The sequence below is a fragment of the Mesorhizobium sp. M0040 genome (assembly GCF_040323505.1).
In the GTDB taxonomy this organism is placed as follows: Bacteria; Pseudomonadota; Alphaproteobacteria; order Rhizobiales; family Rhizobiaceae; genus Mesorhizobium.
Window position 1 is genome coordinate 123,900 of record NZ_JAMYVA010000001.1, and the last position, 15,822, is coordinate 139,721.

13 protein-coding genes are annotated in these 15,822 nt (G+C 64.5%); 1 reads left to right on the forward strand and 12 read right to left on the reverse strand.

Annotated elements, in window-relative coordinates; all coding sequences use genetic code 11:
- Window positions 1-5: 5 nt before the first annotated feature.
- The 12 genes from NKJ91_RS00640 to NKJ91_RS00695 all read right to left on the reverse strand — a co-directional run bounded on the left by NKJ91_RS00640 (window position 6) and on the right by NKJ91_RS00695 (window position 14,365).
- Complete coding sequence (locus tag NKJ91_RS00640; protein WP_352454046.1) at window positions 6-1,634, reverse strand: GMC family oxidoreductase; 1,629 nt, start codon at window positions 1,632-1,634, stop codon at window positions 6-8.
- Between the two features lie 12 nt (window positions 1,635-1,646).
- Window positions 1,647-2,408 carry a 3-ketoacyl-ACP reductase gene (locus NKJ91_RS00645; protein WP_352454047.1) on the reverse strand — a complete coding sequence of 254 codons (762 nt, stop codon included), beginning with the start codon at window positions 2,406-2,408 and terminating at the stop codon, window positions 1,647-1,649.
- Complete coding sequence (locus NKJ91_RS00650; protein ID WP_352454048.1) at window positions 2,405-3,919, reverse strand: GMC oxidoreductase; 1,515 nt, start codon at window positions 3,917-3,919, stop codon at window positions 2,405-2,407. The genes NKJ91_RS00645 and NKJ91_RS00650 overlap by 4 nt, the downstream gene beginning before the upstream one ends.
- Before the next feature lie 5 nt (window positions 3,920-3,924).
- On the reverse strand, window positions 3,925-5,040 hold the full coding sequence (locus tag NKJ91_RS00655) for an ABC transporter ATP-binding protein (RefSeq protein ID WP_023675366.1): 1,116 nt from the start codon (window positions 5,038-5,040) through the stop codon (window positions 3,925-3,927).
- Between the two features lie 4 nt (window positions 5,041-5,044).
- The gene (locus tag NKJ91_RS00660) at window positions 5,045-5,989 is read right to left on the reverse strand and encodes a carbohydrate ABC transporter permease (RefSeq protein WP_023675367.1); all 945 of its coding nucleotides are present in this window, start codon (window positions 5,987-5,989) and stop codon (window positions 5,045-5,047) included.
- A complete protein-coding gene (locus NKJ91_RS00665) occupies window positions 5,986-6,945 on the reverse strand; it encodes a carbohydrate ABC transporter permease (protein WP_023675368.1) in 960 nt (319 codons plus the stop codon). The genes NKJ91_RS00660 and NKJ91_RS00665 overlap by 4 nt, the downstream gene beginning before the upstream one ends.
- A 144-nt stretch (window positions 6,946-7,089) precedes the next feature.
- Window positions 7,090-8,343: an ABC transporter substrate-binding protein gene (locus NKJ91_RS00670; RefSeq protein ID WP_031194023.1), complete on the reverse strand. Its 1,254-nt coding sequence runs from the start codon at window positions 8,341-8,343 to the stop codon at window positions 7,090-7,092.
- A gap of 59 nt (window positions 8,344-8,402) precedes the next feature.
- On the reverse strand, window positions 8,403-9,914 hold the full coding sequence (locus NKJ91_RS00675) for an aldehyde dehydrogenase family protein (protein ID WP_352454049.1): 1,512 nt from the start codon (window positions 9,912-9,914) through the stop codon (window positions 8,403-8,405).
- 15 nt (window positions 9,915-9,929) lie between these two features.
- The gene (locus tag NKJ91_RS00680) at window positions 9,930-10,706 is read right to left on the reverse strand and encodes an enoyl-CoA hydratase/isomerase family protein (RefSeq protein WP_352454050.1); all 777 of its coding nucleotides are present in this window, start codon (window positions 10,704-10,706) and stop codon (window positions 9,930-9,932) included.
- Window positions 10,699-12,300 (reverse strand): acyl CoA:acetate/3-ketoacid CoA transferase, encoded by a 1,602-nt coding sequence (locus NKJ91_RS00685; RefSeq protein WP_352454051.1) that lies wholly within the window; start codon window positions 12,298-12,300, stop codon window positions 10,699-10,701. Before NKJ91_RS00685 ends, NKJ91_RS00680 begins: the two co-directional genes overlap by 8 nt.
- Entirely contained in the window at window positions 12,297-13,313 is a 1,017-nt protein-coding gene (locus tag NKJ91_RS00690) for a Gfo/Idh/MocA family protein (protein WP_352454052.1), read from the reverse strand. The genes NKJ91_RS00685 and NKJ91_RS00690 overlap by 4 nt, the downstream gene beginning before the upstream one ends.
- Entirely contained in the window at window positions 13,310-14,365 is a 1,056-nt protein-coding gene (locus tag NKJ91_RS00695) for a LacI family DNA-binding transcriptional regulator (protein WP_352454053.1), read from the reverse strand. Before NKJ91_RS00695 ends, NKJ91_RS00690 begins: the two co-directional genes overlap by 4 nt.
- A gap of 242 nt (window positions 14,366-14,607) precedes the next feature.
- On the opposite strand from NKJ91_RS00695, the gene NKJ91_RS00700 reads away from it, so the two are divergent.
- Window positions 14,608-15,759: a dihydrodipicolinate synthase family protein gene (locus NKJ91_RS00700; protein ID WP_352454054.1), complete on the forward strand. Its 1,152-nt coding sequence runs from the start codon at window positions 14,608-14,610 to the stop codon at window positions 15,757-15,759.
- Window positions 15,760-15,822: the final 63 nt, after the last annotated feature.

Consider the following 15,822-nt stretch of genomic DNA (forward strand, 5'->3'; position numbering starts at 1 on the left):
GTCCCTCATGCCGCTCGGTTGGTGGAAAACACCGCCGGCGGCAGCGGCTCGCGGCCAAGGATCAGATCGGCGCCTTTTTCGCCAACCATGATCGTCGGGGCATTGGTGTTGGAGGAGGGGATGCGCGGCATCACCGAGGCGTCGCAGACGCGCAGGCCCTCGATACCGCGCAGCCTGAGATCTGGCGTTACCACGCTCATCGCATCGTGGCCCATGCGGCAGGTGCCGACCGGGTGGTGGTCGGTCTTGGAACTGCGGCAAGCGTAGTCGAACAGCTCGTCGCCGCTCTGCAGGTCGGGTCCCGGCAGTACCTCGCGCAGCACATAGGGGGCCAGCGCCTTCTGCCGCATGATCTCGCGCGCCAGCCTCAACCCCTTGATCGACATGTCGCGGTCATAGGGATCGGACCAATAATTCGGATCGATCAGCGGGCGGTCGGCGGGATCGGCACTGTTCAGCCGCACGGTGCCGCGCGAGCGCGGGCGCAGGAAGGCCGAGTTCAATGTCACGCCCGGATTGTTCAGCTTCTCGACGCCGGCCTCGATGCCGGAGCCGAGGCCGAGATGCAGCTGGATGTCGGGAGAGGCGGCGGTCGGATCGGCGTACCAGAAGCCGCCGGTCTCGAACAGGCTGGAGGCTACCGGGCCTTTCTTCAGGAGCAGATACTGCAGGCCGGCCCAAGCCGTCCAGTGCAGCTTGGCATAGTTGTCGTAAGTGTGGTCGCCGGTGCATTCGGCGATGACGAACAGGTCGAGATGATCCTGCAGGTTGGAGCCGACGCCGGGCAAATCGTGCACCGGTGTCACTCCGATCGTCTTCAGATGGTCGGCCGGGCCGATGCCCGACTGCAGCAAAAGCTTCGGCGAGCCGATGGCGCCGGACGAGACGATCACCTCGCGCTCGGCGCGCAGGATCGCCGGCTGGCCGCCCGGCCTGTCGACGATCTCGACGCCGACGGCGCGGCCTTTGTCGACGACGATGCGTGTCACTAGAACGCCGGTCCTGATGGTGAGATTCTTGCGCTCCCGGATCGGCCTGAGATAGGCGACCGAGGCGGAGGAGCGCTTCGCGTCCTTCTGCGTCAACTGATAGTAACCGACGCCCTCCTGGGCTACCCCGTTGAAGTCGGGATTGAAGGGGATGCCCATCTCCTGTCCGGCACGGAAATAGGCCTCGCAGATCGGCAGCGGCGCGATCGGGTTCGACACGCCGAGCGGGCCTTGGTCGCCGTGGAAATCGTTGGCATAACGCTGGTTGTTCTCCGCGCGCTTGAAATAGGGCAGCACGTCGCGATAGCCCCAGCCGGCAAGGCCTTCTTCCTTCTCCCAGGCGTCGTAGTCGCGGGCGTTGCCGCGCGTGTAGATCTGGGCGTTGATCGAAGAGCCGCCACCGATCACCTTGGCCTGCGTGTATCGGAAGACACGGTCCTGCATGTGCTTTTGCGGCACCGTCGACCAGCCCCAGGCGGCGATGCCCTTGGTCATCTTGGCGAAACCGGCCGGCATGTGGATCAGCGGATTCCAGTCCTTGCCGCCGGCTTCGAGCAGCAGCACCTGATGCGACGGATCTTCGCTCAGCCGGTTGGCGAGTACGCAGCCGGCCGGGCCGGCGCCGACGATGATGTAGTCGGTCATGGCGTCACCTGTTCATAGCCTCGGCACCGACAGCGCGCCGTCGACATTGATGACCGAGCCGGTCGAAAAGCCGAACTTGCCACCGGCGAGTGCTGCCACGGCGGCACCGATATCTTCGCTCTCGCCCCAGCGCATTGCCGGCACCAGCCCGCCGTCGATCAATCCGTCATATTTGGCGGTGACACCCGCGGTCATGTCGGTGCGGATGATGCCCGGGCGCACCTCGAACACGGCGATGTTTTCGGTGGCAAGCCGCAGCGCCAGGTTCTTCACCCACATCGAAAGCCCAGCCTTGGAGATGCAGTAATCGGAACGTTCCGGCGAGGCCATGGCGGCGCTGACCGAGGTGATGGTGATGATCGATCTCGCATCATCGCTTGGCAGGCCGAGCATCGCTTTGGCGACGGCCTGGCTGAGGAATACGGTGCCGCGGAGATTGATGCCGAGCACCCGGTCGAAATTTTCGGGCTTGAGCTCGAGCAGATCGCCGCGCAGGACGGCGCCGATGCCGGCATTGTTGACCAGGCAGTCGATGCGGCCGAAGGCGCTTGTGGCGGCATCAATCAGCGCTGCGTGGCCGTCGAGGTCGGCGATGTCGCTGCTGGCATAGGCGAACTTCGCGCCGCGCCCTCTGATGTCGGCGGCGAGCCCGTCGGCGGCTTCGTCGGCAAGGTCTGAGAGGAGGATGTCGAAGCCTGCGTCGGCCAGCGCCTCGGCGCAGGCAAGGCCGATGCCGCGCGCGCCGCCGGTGACGATCGCTGCCGGGCGGGTCATGTTGCAAGCTCCGTCTTGCGGATATGATCGGCGACGCGCAGCGCCTGTGCGGCGATCGACAGCGCCGGATTGACGGCGGCCGAATTCGGCAGGAATCCGGCATCGACGACGAACAAATTGCTGTGGTCGAAGGAGCGGCAGAACGGATCCAGCGGCGAGGTCGCCGGATCGTTGCCCATCTTCACCGTGCCGCACTGATGCGAGGGCGTGCGCTTGTCAAACGGACGCGACAGGACGATCGGATAGCCGCAGGCGCGGAAATTCTCGCGCATCACCTTGGTCAGTCCGTCGAGCGACCGCATGTTGGAGCGCCGCCACTGCATGACGATGTCCTTGCCGTCGATCATGATGCGGCTCTCGGGATCGGGCAGGTCCTCGCACATCAGATACCAGTCGACGGCGTGGCCGGCCATGAAATCGAGCGCGAATTTGGGCGCGCGCCTGACATTGGCCTTGAGGATGTTGCCGTCGATCTTGCCGAGGAGCTGGACATTGCCGAGCGGGTTGCCGCCCTTGCCGTCGGACAGATAATAATCGTTCAGCATCAGCGTCTTCTGGTAGACGGATTTGTTCCGGCGGCGTGGATCGATCGCCAGCATGGCGCTCGAATTGTGGTTCATGAAGTTGCGGCCGACCTGGTCGGAGCGGTTGGCCAGGCCTTTGCCACCGCCTCTGCCCTGAGGGGTGGGCGAGCGCAGCAGGATGGCGGCGGAATTGACTGCGCCGGCCGATAGGATGACCAGCTTCGGCGCGACTTTCTTCAGCGTACCGTTCTGTCGATAATGGACGGCGATGATCGTCCTCGCATCCGGCGATGCCTCGAGATATTCGACATGGGCGCCGGTCTCGAGCTTGATCTTCTGGTCGGCAAGGGCGGCGGTCAGCGGCCCCGTTTGGGCGTCGACCTTGCCGACGCCGGTGTTGGGAAAAGCGTCCCACGGCGTGCTGCCGTCTTTCAGCCAGGCTTCGATGTCGACGCCGAGCGGCAGCGATGCCGGGTGCAGGCCCAGGCTCCTAAGCTCGGCGCGCGCACGCGCGATCGGCGGCTCGTCGGGTACCGGCCCGAAAGGGTAGGGCATCGAGTGGAACGGCTCGGTCGGGTCTTCGCCGAGTGCACCGCGCACGCGGAAAAGCTGCTCGGCCCTGGAATACCAGGGCTCGAATTCCTCGTAGGAAAACGGCCAGGCCGGCGAGACGCCGCCATAATGCTCCATCTCCGAAAAGTCTTCCCTGCGGTAGCGGATCAGCACCGCGCCGTAGAATTTCGAATTGCCGCCGACATAGTAGTAATTGCCCGGGTTGAACGGCGCTCCGCCGGCCTCGAGCCACATCTCCTTCGGCCGATAATGACCATCGACGAAGATTGCGCGGGTGTCGCGTGTGTGCGGCGTTGCTGGCAGTGGTTCGCCGCGCTCCAGCATCAGGATCGAGGCGCCACCGCCGGCAAGGCCGGAGGCGATCGTGGCGCCGCCGATGCCGGAGCCGATGATGACGATGTCGGGATTTGTCATGGCGGTCAGACGATGCGTTTCTCGGTCGCCGGATCGAAGAACACCGCCTTGGTCAGGTTGAAGGCGAGCGGCGTGACCGTGCCGGGCTGGATTTTGGCATCGGCGCGCAGCCGCGCCACCACCGCCTTGCCGCCGAGATTGGTGACCGCGAACGTATCCGAGCCGGCCGGCTCGATGACCTCGATGTGACAGTCGGCGCGGGCGATGTTCGAGGCGTTGCGTTCGGCACCCTCGGGATCGGTCAGTGCTTCCGGGCGAACGCCGAAGATGATCGGTTTTCCCTGGAATGCCGACAGGCCGGCCGGCGCATTGCCCAGCGGCAGCGAGATCGGCTGGCGCGCCTCGCGCTCCATGACGACGGAGAAGCCGCTGCCGTTGCTGCCGATCGTCGCCGGGATCAGGTTCATCGCCGGCGAGCCCATGAAGTCGGCAACAAACAGGTTGACCGGATTGTTATAGATTTCGGCTGGCGTGCCGAACTGCTGCACCTCGCCGTCGCGCATCACCGCGATCTTGGTGGCCAGCGTCATCGCCTCGATCTGGTCGTGGGTGACGTAGACGATGGTGGTGCCGGTGGTGGCGTGCAGGCGCTTGATCTCGATGCGCATGTCGACACGCAGCTTGGCATCGAGATTGGACAAAGGCTCGTCGAACAGGAACAGCTTTGGATCGCGCACCAGCGCCCGGCCCATGGCGACGCGCTGGCGCTGGCCGCCGGAGAGCTGGCTTGGCTTGCGCTTCAGCAAATGGCCGATCTGCAGGACCTTTGCCACCTTGTCGATCGCCTTCTGGCGCTCGCCGGCCGGCACGCCGCGCATCTCCATGCCGAAGGCGATATTGCCGGCAACGGTCATGTTCGGATAGAGCGCGTAGCTCTGGAAGACCATGGCGATGTCGCGCTTGGAGGGGTGGAGATCGTTGATCGTGCGTCCGTCGACGCGGATTTCCCCTTCGGTGATGGTTTCCAGGCCGGCAATAGTGTTGAGCAGCGTGGACTTGCCGCAACCGGAAGGCCCGACCAGCACGAGGAAGCCGCCCTTTTCCAGGTCGAGGTCGATGCCTTTCAGGATCTCGACCGCTCCGAAACGCTTCTTCAGCCCGTCAATTTCCAGAAAAGCCATGCGATTATCCTTTGACGGCGCCGGCCATCAGGCCGCGCACGAAATAGCGGCCGGCGAGCACGTAGACGAGGAGCGTCGGCAGCGCGGCGATCATCGCCGCCGCCATGTTGACGTTGTATTCGACGACGCCGGTCGAGGTGTTGACGACATTGTTCAGCGCCACCGTCATCGGCATCACGTCGCCTGAGCCGGCATAGGCGGAAGCGAAGAGGAAGTCGTTCCAGATGTTGGTGAACTGGTAGATCACCGTCACCACGATGATCGGGAGCGAGTTGGGCAGCATGATGCGCCGGAAGATCTGGAAGAAGCTGGCGCCGTCGATCTGCGCCGCCTTCACCAGCTCGTTCGGAAACGCTTCGTAATAATTGCGGAAGAACAGGGTGGTGAAGCCGATGCCGTAGACGACGTGAACGAACACCAGGTTCACGGTCGGATTGCCGAAGCCGAAGGTGAGGCCGGTCGCGTTCTGCAGCTTGACGCCGAACCGGCCGAGGCTGCCGAGGATCGTTGCCATCGGCAAGAGGACGGACTGGAACGGAATGAAGCAGGCAAACAGCATCAGCCCGAACACCAGCGTCGCCCCGCGAAAGCGCCATTTCGTCAGCACATAGCCGTTGAGCGCGCCGAGCAGGGTCGAGATGATGACGGCCGGAACCACCATCTTGATCGAGTTCCAGAAATAACCCTTCATGCCGACGCAGGTGAGACCCGAGCAAACCTCGCTCCACGCCCTTATCCAAGGTGCGAAGGTCGGCTCCTGCGGCAGCGCCAGCATGTTGCCGTTCTGGATTTCGTCCATGGTCTTGAACGAGGTCACCAGCATGACGAACAACGGCATCAGGTAGAACAGCGCGAACAGCGCCAGCAGCCCGTAGATGACAATACGGTTGACCGTCCTGGCGCTGATACCGCCAGTGCTCTGGCGAGCAGGAGTGGCCACGGCGCTCATCGCGGCTTCTCCCGAAGCTCGGAATAGAGATAGGGAACGATGATCGCGGTGATGGTCATCAGCATGATCACGGCGCTGGCCGAGCCGACGGCCATCTCGTTGCGCTTGAAGGTGTACTCATACATGAAGTTGGACGGCAGCCAGGCCGAACCGCCCGGCCCGCCGCTGGTCAGCGCGACCACCAGATCGTAGGATTTGATGGCGAGATGCGCGAGGACGATCAAGGCGGACAGGAAGATCGGCCGCAGCAGCGGGATGACGATGCGACGGTAGAGCTGGAAGGTGGTGGCGCCGTCGATCTGCGCCGCCTTCAGGATCTCGCCGTCGATGCCGCGCAGGCCGGCCAGGAACATCGCCATGATGAAGCCCGACGCCTGCCAGACGCCGGCGATGACCACTGTGTAGATGACGAAATCCTTGTTCTTGATCCAGTCGAAATGGAAGCTCGTCCAGCCCCATTGGTGCAGCGTCTGCTCGAGGCCGAGGCCGGGGTCCAGAAACCATTTCCAGGCAACGCCGGTGACGATGAACGACAGTGCCATCGGGTAGAGGTAGATCGGCCGCAGCACACCTTCGCCGCGGATCTTCTGGTCGAGCAGGATCGCCAGGAACAGGCCGAGCGCCAGGCAGATGGAAATATAGAGGAAGCCGAAAATCCCCATATTGGTGATCGACGTGTACCAGGAGGACGGCGGATCGCTTTCGAAAGTCCAGCGCCATAGCCGCTGATAGGCGCGTGGCCCGGTGATCGCATAGGAGGGAAAGGTCTTGGAATTGGTGAAGGACAGATAGATCGTCCACAGGATGAAGCCGTAGACGAAGACGATAGTGGCGGCGAAGCTCGGCGCCAGCACGAGCTTCGGCAGCGCGTCCTGAAGGCGCGAGCGCACCGTGGCGCCCGGACGGGCATCGTGCTCCGGCGTCAGCGTGATACTGGTTTCAGCAACTGTGCTCATCTGTCCATTCCGTATGGCGGGTCCGGAATTCTGCTGTCTCGGGCTCTGCGGCACGAAAGCGTGCCGGTCGGCGCAACCGCAAAACCTCGCCGCAGGGGATCTCCCCGGCTTGCGCCGGGGAGATCATTCACATGGGCGGGTGCCTTACTTGGCGTCTTCGATCGCGCTGACCAGTTGGGTCACGGCCTCGTCCGAGGTCTTGATCTGGCCGTGCACGAATTTCGAGACGACATCCTTATAGGCGTTGGCAACCGCGGGAGGCGCGCCATAGCCCTGCGCCAGCGAACCGAACAGCGTGCCGCCTTCATTGGCGGCCTTCAGGTCGGCCATGCCCTTCTTGCCGCAAGCGTCGAAATCGGTGTCCGGCACGTCGGTGCGGGCCGGAACAGAGCCCTTGACGACGTTGAAGGCCGACTGGAAGCTCTTCGACAGCGTGGCGGTGGCCAGGGCGATCTGGGCGGCCTTGCGGTCCTCCGGAACGTTGAACATGCCGAACATGTCGGAGTTGTAGACGACGCTGCCGTCGGTGCCCGGGAAGCGGTAGCACAGGAAGTCGGTGCCCGGGACCTTCTTGGCGGCGTTGAATTCGCCCTTGGCCCAGTCACCCATCACCTGCACCAGCGCATCGCCCTTGATGACCATGGCGGTGGCGAGGTTCCAGTCCCGGCCCGAGAAGTTCGGGTCGACATAGGTGACGAGCTTGGCGAGATTGTCGAACGACTTCTTCATCGTGTCGGACTTCAGCGACTCCTCGTCGAGGTCGTTGAAGGCCTTCTTGTAGAACTCAGGCCCGCCGGTCGACAGCACGACTGAGTCGAACATTGTCGCTTCCTGCCAGTTCTGGCCGCCCAGCGCGAGCGGGATGACGCCCGCCGCCTTGGCTTTGTCCAGCAACGCAATGAAGTCGTCGAAGGTCTTGGGCTCGGTGCCGCCGATCTTGTCCATCACCGCCTTGTTGATCCATAGCCAGTTGACCGAGTGGACGTTGACCGGAGCCGCGACCCACTTGCCGTCATAGACGGAGAATTTCTGCAGGGCCGCGGGAACGGACTTGTCCCAGCCTTCCTTTATCGCCGTCTCGGTCAGGTCGCCCATAACGCCGGCTGCGGCGTAATCGAGCACGGTATAGCCAAGCATCTGCGAGGCGGTCGGGTAGTTGCCCGCTGCCACCATCGCCTTCAGTGCGGTCATGGCGGCGTCGCCGCCGCCGCCGGCCACCGGCACGTCCTTCCAGGCAAAGCCTTCCTTGGCCAGATCCTGCTTGAGCACGTTCAGAGCGGCAGCTTCGCCGCCCGACGTCCACCAATGCAGCATCTGGACTTCCTTGACGTCCTCGGCATGGGCCGCGAACGCAACGCCCGATGCGAGAGCCGTCCCGATAAGCAGTTTGCGCAACATGTACTTCCTCCCTTGTTGAACTTACACGACCGGCGGATGCCCACCGGGTTCTTCCCAACTCAGCCGACCCACCATCCGGTGCGCTGGCCGCGATGAAACTGGATTGTCTTTTCCTCGGTATAATCCTCGACGGCGCGCTTGCCGAGTTCGCGTCCGAGACCGGACTGCTTGTAGCCGCCGAAAGGCAGCTCGGGGTAACCCTCCATGAACGTGTTCACCCAAACGGTTCCCGAACGCACATTCCGCGCCACCGACATGCAGGTATCGATGCTGGCGCTCCACACGCCCGCCGACAGACCATAGGGCGTGTTGTTGGCGATGTGCAACGCCCTTTCAATCGATTCAAAAGTCAGCACCGAGAGCACCGGACCGAACACTTCCTCGCGTGCAATGGCCATGTCTTCGGTGACGTCGCGAACGATGGTCGGATCAAGATACTGGCCGGCGCTCGAAGCAAGCTGATTGCCGCCGCTACAGATCCGGCCGCCGCCGTTTTCCGCTGCCGTCACGTAGCCGGTGACCTTGGCCACATGGTCGGCGGAGATCATCGCGCCGACCTTGGTGCGGTCGTCGAGCGGGTCGCCGACAACCACCTTGGCGGTGAGGGCTTTGACGGCGCCGAGGAACTCGTCGGCGATCGCCTCATGGACGATCAGCCGGCTGCCGGCATTGCAGCATTCGCCGGCATTGAAGAAGCCGCCGAACACCGCCGCGTCGGCGGCGGCCTCGAGGTCGGCATCGGGAAAGACGATCTGGCCGTTCTTGCCGCCGAGCTCCATCGCGACTTTCTTCAGCGAGTTGGCGGCAGACGCCATGGTCATCTTGCCGACGCGGGTGGAGCCGGTGAACGACACCATCTCGACCAGCGGATGGCTGACCATCGGTGCGCCGACATCGGCGCCCAACCCGGCAAGGATGTTGACGACGCCGTCCGGCAAGCCGGCCTGCATCAGGATCTCGCCGAGCACAAAGGTCGAGGCCGAGGTCATCTCGCTCGGCTTGACCATCGCCGTGCAGCCGGCGGCGAGCGCGAAGGGTAGTTTCTGGCTGACGATAAGGAACGGGAAATTCCACGGCGTGATGATGGAGACGACGCCGATCGGTTCGCGCAACACGACGCCGAGCATGGCATCGCCGAGATTGGCGTAGCTTTCGCCGTGAAGCGTCCGCGCAAGTGCCGCGGCATAGCGCCAGATGTCGACGGCGCCGCCGATCTCGCCGCGCGCCTGCGCAATCGGCTTGCCGGATTCCAGCGCGTCGAGCCGGGCAATCTCGTCCAGCCGCGCCTCGATCAGGTCAGCAGCCTTGAGCAGGATCGTGGCGCGTTCGGCGGCCTTCATGCGCGGCCACGGGCCGGTCTCGAAGGCTTTGTGCGCGGCCTGAACTGCCGCCTCTACGTCCGCCGCGCCGGCCTGTGCATAGCGCGAGACGGTGAAGCCGTGGCCGGGGCTGCTGCGCTCCAGTGTGCGGCCGTCCTGGGCGTCGATGAACTTGCCGCCGATCAGCAGCCGGTAGCTTTTCGGCGCTGCGGCTGCCTCGGCGGGCATGGCGATGTTGAGGGGTGCGTTCATGTGATTTCCAGGTTCCTAAGATCTTGAGAACGCCGGCTTCTGCTTGGCCTTGAAAGCCTCGACGCCGGCCCTGAGATCGCTTGTCAGCGCGATGAAGCCGCTGGCCAGCGCTTCGGTCGCGGCAGCACTCTCTTCGCCCTCGGCGACTGTAATCATCAGCTTGGCGGCTTCGGTCGAGAGCGGCCCCCGCTCGGCGATCTTGCCGGCCCAGGCCTTGGCTTCGGCGAACGCCTTGCCGGTCTCGACCACCCTGTCGACAATCCCCAGAGCAAGAGCCTCGGTAGCCAGAAACACTTCGCCGCCGAGCGCCATCCGCCGCACTGCCTGCGCACCGAAGCGGCGCACGGCGCGCTGGGTGCCGGACCAGCCAGGAACGACGCCGATCGAGGTCTCGGGGAACCCCAACTTCACCTGCGTTTCCGCCACGCGAAAGTCGCAAGCCGCCGCCAGCTCCAGCCCGCCGCCCAGCGCATGGCCGGCAAGAACGGCGATCGTGGGCTGCCGCAGCCGCGCCAGCCGGTCGAAGACGCGGTGGCCGTAGCGCACCCATTGCACCTGGAAATCGGCAGCGCTCATTTCTGCCCAAGCCTCGACGTCGCCGCCGGCGCAAAAGCCCTTGCCTTCGCCGCAGACCAGCACGACGCGGACGCCGGTTGCTGTCTCGGCCTCGTCGAGTGCCGCTTCCAGCGCCCGCAGCATCGGAATATCGAGCGCGTTGAATTTCTCCGGCCGGCGCAGCGTGACAATGCCGATGGCGCCGTCGGTTTCAAAGGTTACCAGACGCTCAGCCATGTGCGCCTCCAAGCGACGCGCCGCCATTGAGCGATAGGCCGATCGGCCGGTCCCGGTAGAGCGCATCCGGCGTCACTTTCAGGTCGTTGGCGACGGCGAGCGGGATCTCGGCCTGCGCCAGCACATCGCGCTCGAGGTCGATGCCCGGCGCCAACTCGGTCACCATCAGCCCCGCAGGCGTCAGCTTCATCACGCAGCGCTCGGTGACATAGGTGATATCCTGTCCCTGCGCGACGGCACGCTTGCCCGAGAAGGAGATATGCTCGACCTCGCCGACGACTTTCTTGACCTTGCCCTCCTGGTCGATGCGGATGCCGCCACCGGCAAGCGACAACTTGGCGCCGGCATTGAAGAAACCGGAAAAGACGATCTTCTTCGCCCGCGCGGTGATGTCGACGAAGCCGCCGGCGCCGGCGGTGACATGCGGCCGCGCCGAAAGCTTCGAGACATTGACAGAGCCGTGGCGGTCGATCTGCAGGAAGGACAGCAGCGAGGCGTCGAAGCCGCCGGCCTGGAAATAGATGAACTGGTGCGGCGAAGGCATGAAGGCGTCGGCATTCGACGAGCAGCCGAACTTGAAATCGAGCAGCGGCACGCCGCCGACCGCGCCCTGTTCGATGACCCAGGTGACCTTGCCGTGCTGGCCTTCCTCGAGCAGGATGCGCGGCACATTGGCCGAGATGCCGAAGCCGATATTGACCGCCATGCCGTCGGCAAGCTCCATGGCGACGCGGCGCGCAATGACCTTCTGGACGTTCATCTCGGCGTTGCGAAAGCTCGACAGTGGCCGGAAGATCTCGCCGGAGATGGCCGGATCGTAAGGCGTCAGCGTCGTCTGCAACTGGTCGGGCGCCACCACGATATGGTCGACCAGCACGCCGGGCACGCGCACATCGTGCGGCTTCAGCGTGCCGTTCGCGACGACGCGCTTGACCTGCGCGATGACGATGCCGCCATTGTTGCGGGCGGCCAGCGCCTGTTCGAGGCCGCCGAGATAGGCACCCTCATGCTCATAGGTAAGGTTGCCGCGCTCGTCCGCCGTGGTGGCGCGGATGATCGCGACCTGCGGTACGATCGAGCGGAAATAGAGCCATTCCTCGCCGTCGAACTGCTGCACCGAAACGATCGGCTCGCTGGCGGCAGCATTCATGGCGCAACCCTGATGGCGCGGGTCGGCAAAGGTATCGAGCCCGACCTTGGTCAGCACGCCGGGGCGCTTGGCCGCGGCCTCGCGATGCATGTCGAACAGGATGCCGGACGGCACGTTATAGGCGGCGACCGAATTGTCGCCGATCATCTTCCAGATCTGCGGCGGTTCCGACGATGACGGCCCGGACGGATAGGAGCCGCACAAAGTGCGCTTCAACAGGCCGGGCTTGGCTAGATGGTCGATGCCCTTGATGCCGTACATGTCACCGGCGGCGATCGGATGCAGCGTCGTGATGTCCCTGGGATGGCCTTCCGCGTCGAAGCGCTCGCCGACGGCAGCCAGCACCGCATCCGGACAGCCGAGGCCGCTCGACGATGACACGGAAACGACCATGCCATCCCTGATCAGGCCGGCAGCTTCAGCCGCTGAAACGAGCTTGCTCACGCGGCGCTCCCGAGCTTCGGGTCGATGGCAACGGCGTTTCCGGACCTGGCCGATTGCAATGCCGCCTCGGCTGATGTCAGCGACCAGACGCCGTCCTCGCCGGTGGCGGACGGCTGGCCGTCGCCACGGATCGCTGCGTGGAATTCGCGCAGCGAACGGGCATAGAGGTCTTCGCGGTCGAAGCTCAATTCCTCCTCGCCCTGTGCCGTGCGAAGCAAGACCGAGCCGACCGGCTTCTGCGTCATCACATTTTTGGCGATCAGCGAGCCTTCGCTGCCATGCACCTCGAAGCCGGTGCCGGCGAATTTTGTCGTGAAGCCCTCATGCGATTGGGCGATGACGCCCGATGCGAAGCGCCAGAGGCACATGGCGCCGTCTTCCAGTCCGCCGGCGGCCATGCCGGCCGATTGCGTGAATGCCGAGATCTCGACCGGATCGTCGCCGAGCACGAACCGCAGCGCATCGGCATCGTGGACGGTGATGTCGAGCACCACGCCGCCGCCGGCGTCCGGCCTGGTGATGCGCCAGCCCTGCAGGTGTTCCGGCAGATAGACAGAGTGGAAGACGCGCGCGGCGATCGGCCTGCCGATGCGGCCGGCAGCGATCGCTTCGCGCATCGCCCGATGCGAGCCGGCATTGCGCAGATGGTGATTGGTGCCGAGCACAACGCCGGCGGCCCTGGCCGCCGCGACCATCTTGCGCGCGTCGGCGCTGGTCAGCGCCAGCGGCTTTTCGCACAGCACATGCTTTCCCGCCTCGATGGCGGCGAGTGCCTGTTCGAGATGCAATTCGTTAGTGGTCGAGATGTAGACGGCGTCGATATCGGATTTGAGCAGGGCGTCGAGCGTCGAGACCGCCGCCGGAATGCGGTTTTCACTGGCGTAAGTGGCGGCGCGCTCCGCGCTGGAGCTCATCACCGCGGCGATCTCGTCGTCCTTCTGCGCGCGGATGGCGCCGATCATGAACTGTCTTGCGATCGTGCTGGCGCCGATCAGCCCCCAACTGACGGTCATGCCGCGTCTCCCATTCCTGCACAGCCATGCTCGTTGCGATCGGGGCCGCAGCTTTCCCTGACCACGAGGTTGACGGCGCCGATATGATCCTCGGCGCGCGTGGTGCGCGATTGGATCATCTTCAGCACTACATGGGCGGCGCGCTCGCCGAGGCCGGCGGTGTTCACCGCGACGCTGGTCAGCGCCGGCATATAGTGCTCGGCCTCGGCGACGTCGTCGAAGCCGACGACGGCAAAGTCCGCGCCGGGTTCCAGGCCGCGCTTGCGCAGCGCCAGCAAGACGCCGAAGGCGACCGCATCGTTGAAGCAAAGGGCCGCGGTCGGCGGCGCGGCCATGGCAAGTGCGGTTTCCAGGCAGGCAATACCGCCCTTGCGGCTGGTTTCGCCCTCGAAGACCAGCCTGTCGGCCGGTTCGATGCCGAGCGCTTCACAGGCCTCGCGAAAGCCGCCCAGGCGCTCGTGATAGACGACAAGGTCGGACGAGCCGCCGAAGAAGGCCAGCCGGCGATGGCCCTTGCCGATCAGATGGGCGGTGGCGAGATAGGCGCCGCGATGATTGTCGGGCGTGATCACCGGGATACGGCTTTCGGGAAGCCGGCGCATGACGAAGACGACCGGAACGCCTGCGGTCTCAAGGCGACGGAACGCGCCAGGCGTGGTGCCGCGCGCCGGCGACACGACGAGCCCGGCGACACCCTGCTCCATCAACGATTTCAGAACCTCTTCCTGGCGCACCGGGTTTTCAGCCGTATTGGCGATGAAAGGCACGACGCCGGCCGACTGGAAGACGCGCTCCATGCCGACCGCGAGCTCGGCGAAAAACGGATTGGTGAGATCGTTGATGACCATGCCGATGACGTTGGAATGGGCCTTGCGCAGATTGGCGGCGCCGCGGTTGTAGACATAGCCGACGTCCTCGATCGCCTTGCGCACCTTGAGCGCGGTTTCGGGCCGGATCAGCCCGCTGCCTTGCAGCACCAGCGATACCGTCGATTTGGACACGCCCGCCTCACGGGCGATGTCGAGTATCGTTGCCTTGGCCCGGCTGGCCATCCAGATCCGTCCTCCCGGTGGTTTCTTATGCGATTTTATTGGAACGATCTAATCCCTGCGGCGCATTTGAGTCAATCGCGTTTTTGCGAACCCGGGAAAAATGCGGCTCGGTGGCGCAATTCTCCGGCAAGCAGGGCTTTCGGCTGCTGCGATGCAGCAATTTTCGCTGCACGAGGCAGGGCGGCAAAATACTTGATTTGTTGGAACGTTCCATTTAATAGGCGTTGGTAAGGGAGAGAGCCATGGACATCACCTTGCCCGGGGAAGGCGCCGGCCGTGTCCGCTACCGGCTTGTCGGCCAGCCGGTGCAGCCTGTGGCCGGCGCTCGCTTCTCGCGCATCGCCTACGCCGCCGCCCATGTCGTTGCCGATCCCCTCGCCATGGCCGATCCGTGGTCGAGGCCCGCGGTCGACTGGGACAAGACGATGGCGTTTCGCCATCACCTCTGGCGGCTTGGCTTCCGTGTCGCCGAAGCGATGGACACCTCTCAGCGCGGCATGGGTTTCGACTGGGCGAATGCCAAGGAATTGATCCGCCGCTCGATCGCCGAGGCGCGCAGCGTCGAAGGCGCCGATCTTGCGTCGGGCGCCGGCACCGACCATCTGGCGCGGGGCGCCAGCAGGCTAGACGATGTCATCGCGGCCTATGAAGAACAGCTCGGCTTCATCGAAGGGCTTGGCGGCAAGGCGATCATGATGGCCAGCCGGGCGCTGGCGGCGGTCGCCAAAGGCCCCGACGACTATATCGGCGTCTACGACCGCATCCTGTCCCAGGCCTCCGGCAAGGTCATCCTGCACTGGCTGGGCGACATGTTCGACCCGGCGCTGAAAGGCTACTGGGGCAGCAGCGACTTCGAAACTGCGCTGGAGACGGTGGTCGCGATCATCGAACGCCATGCCGGCAAGGTCGAAGGCATAAAGATATCGCTGCTCGATGCCGGCAAGGAGATTGCGCTCAGGGACCGGCTGCCTGAGGGCGTGCTGATGTTCACCGGCGACGATTTCAATTACCCCGAGCTGATCGCCGGCGACGGCGACAGACATTCGCACGCGCTGCTCGGCATTTTCGATGCGATCGCGCCGGTCGCCAATGCGGCGCTGGCAAAGCTGGCCGACGGCGACCGCGCCGGCTACGACGCGCTGATGGCCCCGACAGTGCCGCTGTCGCGCAAGATTTTCGAGGCGCCGACCGAATACTACAAGGCCGGCATCGTCTTCATGGCATGGCTGAACGGCCACCAGGAGCATTTTTCGATGGTCGGCGGCATGCAATCGGCGCGCGGCATCCGTCACTATTCCGATGTCTTTCGCCTTGCCGACCAGGCAGGGTTGCTGGCCGACCCCGAGCTTGCCATTGCCAGAATGACAAGCCTCTGCGCGGCAGCGGGCGTCTGATCGCGAGCGCTACAGCGTCCGATCCAAAGGTTGCTTCGGGTGGCTTTGCGATTTGCCTTGTCT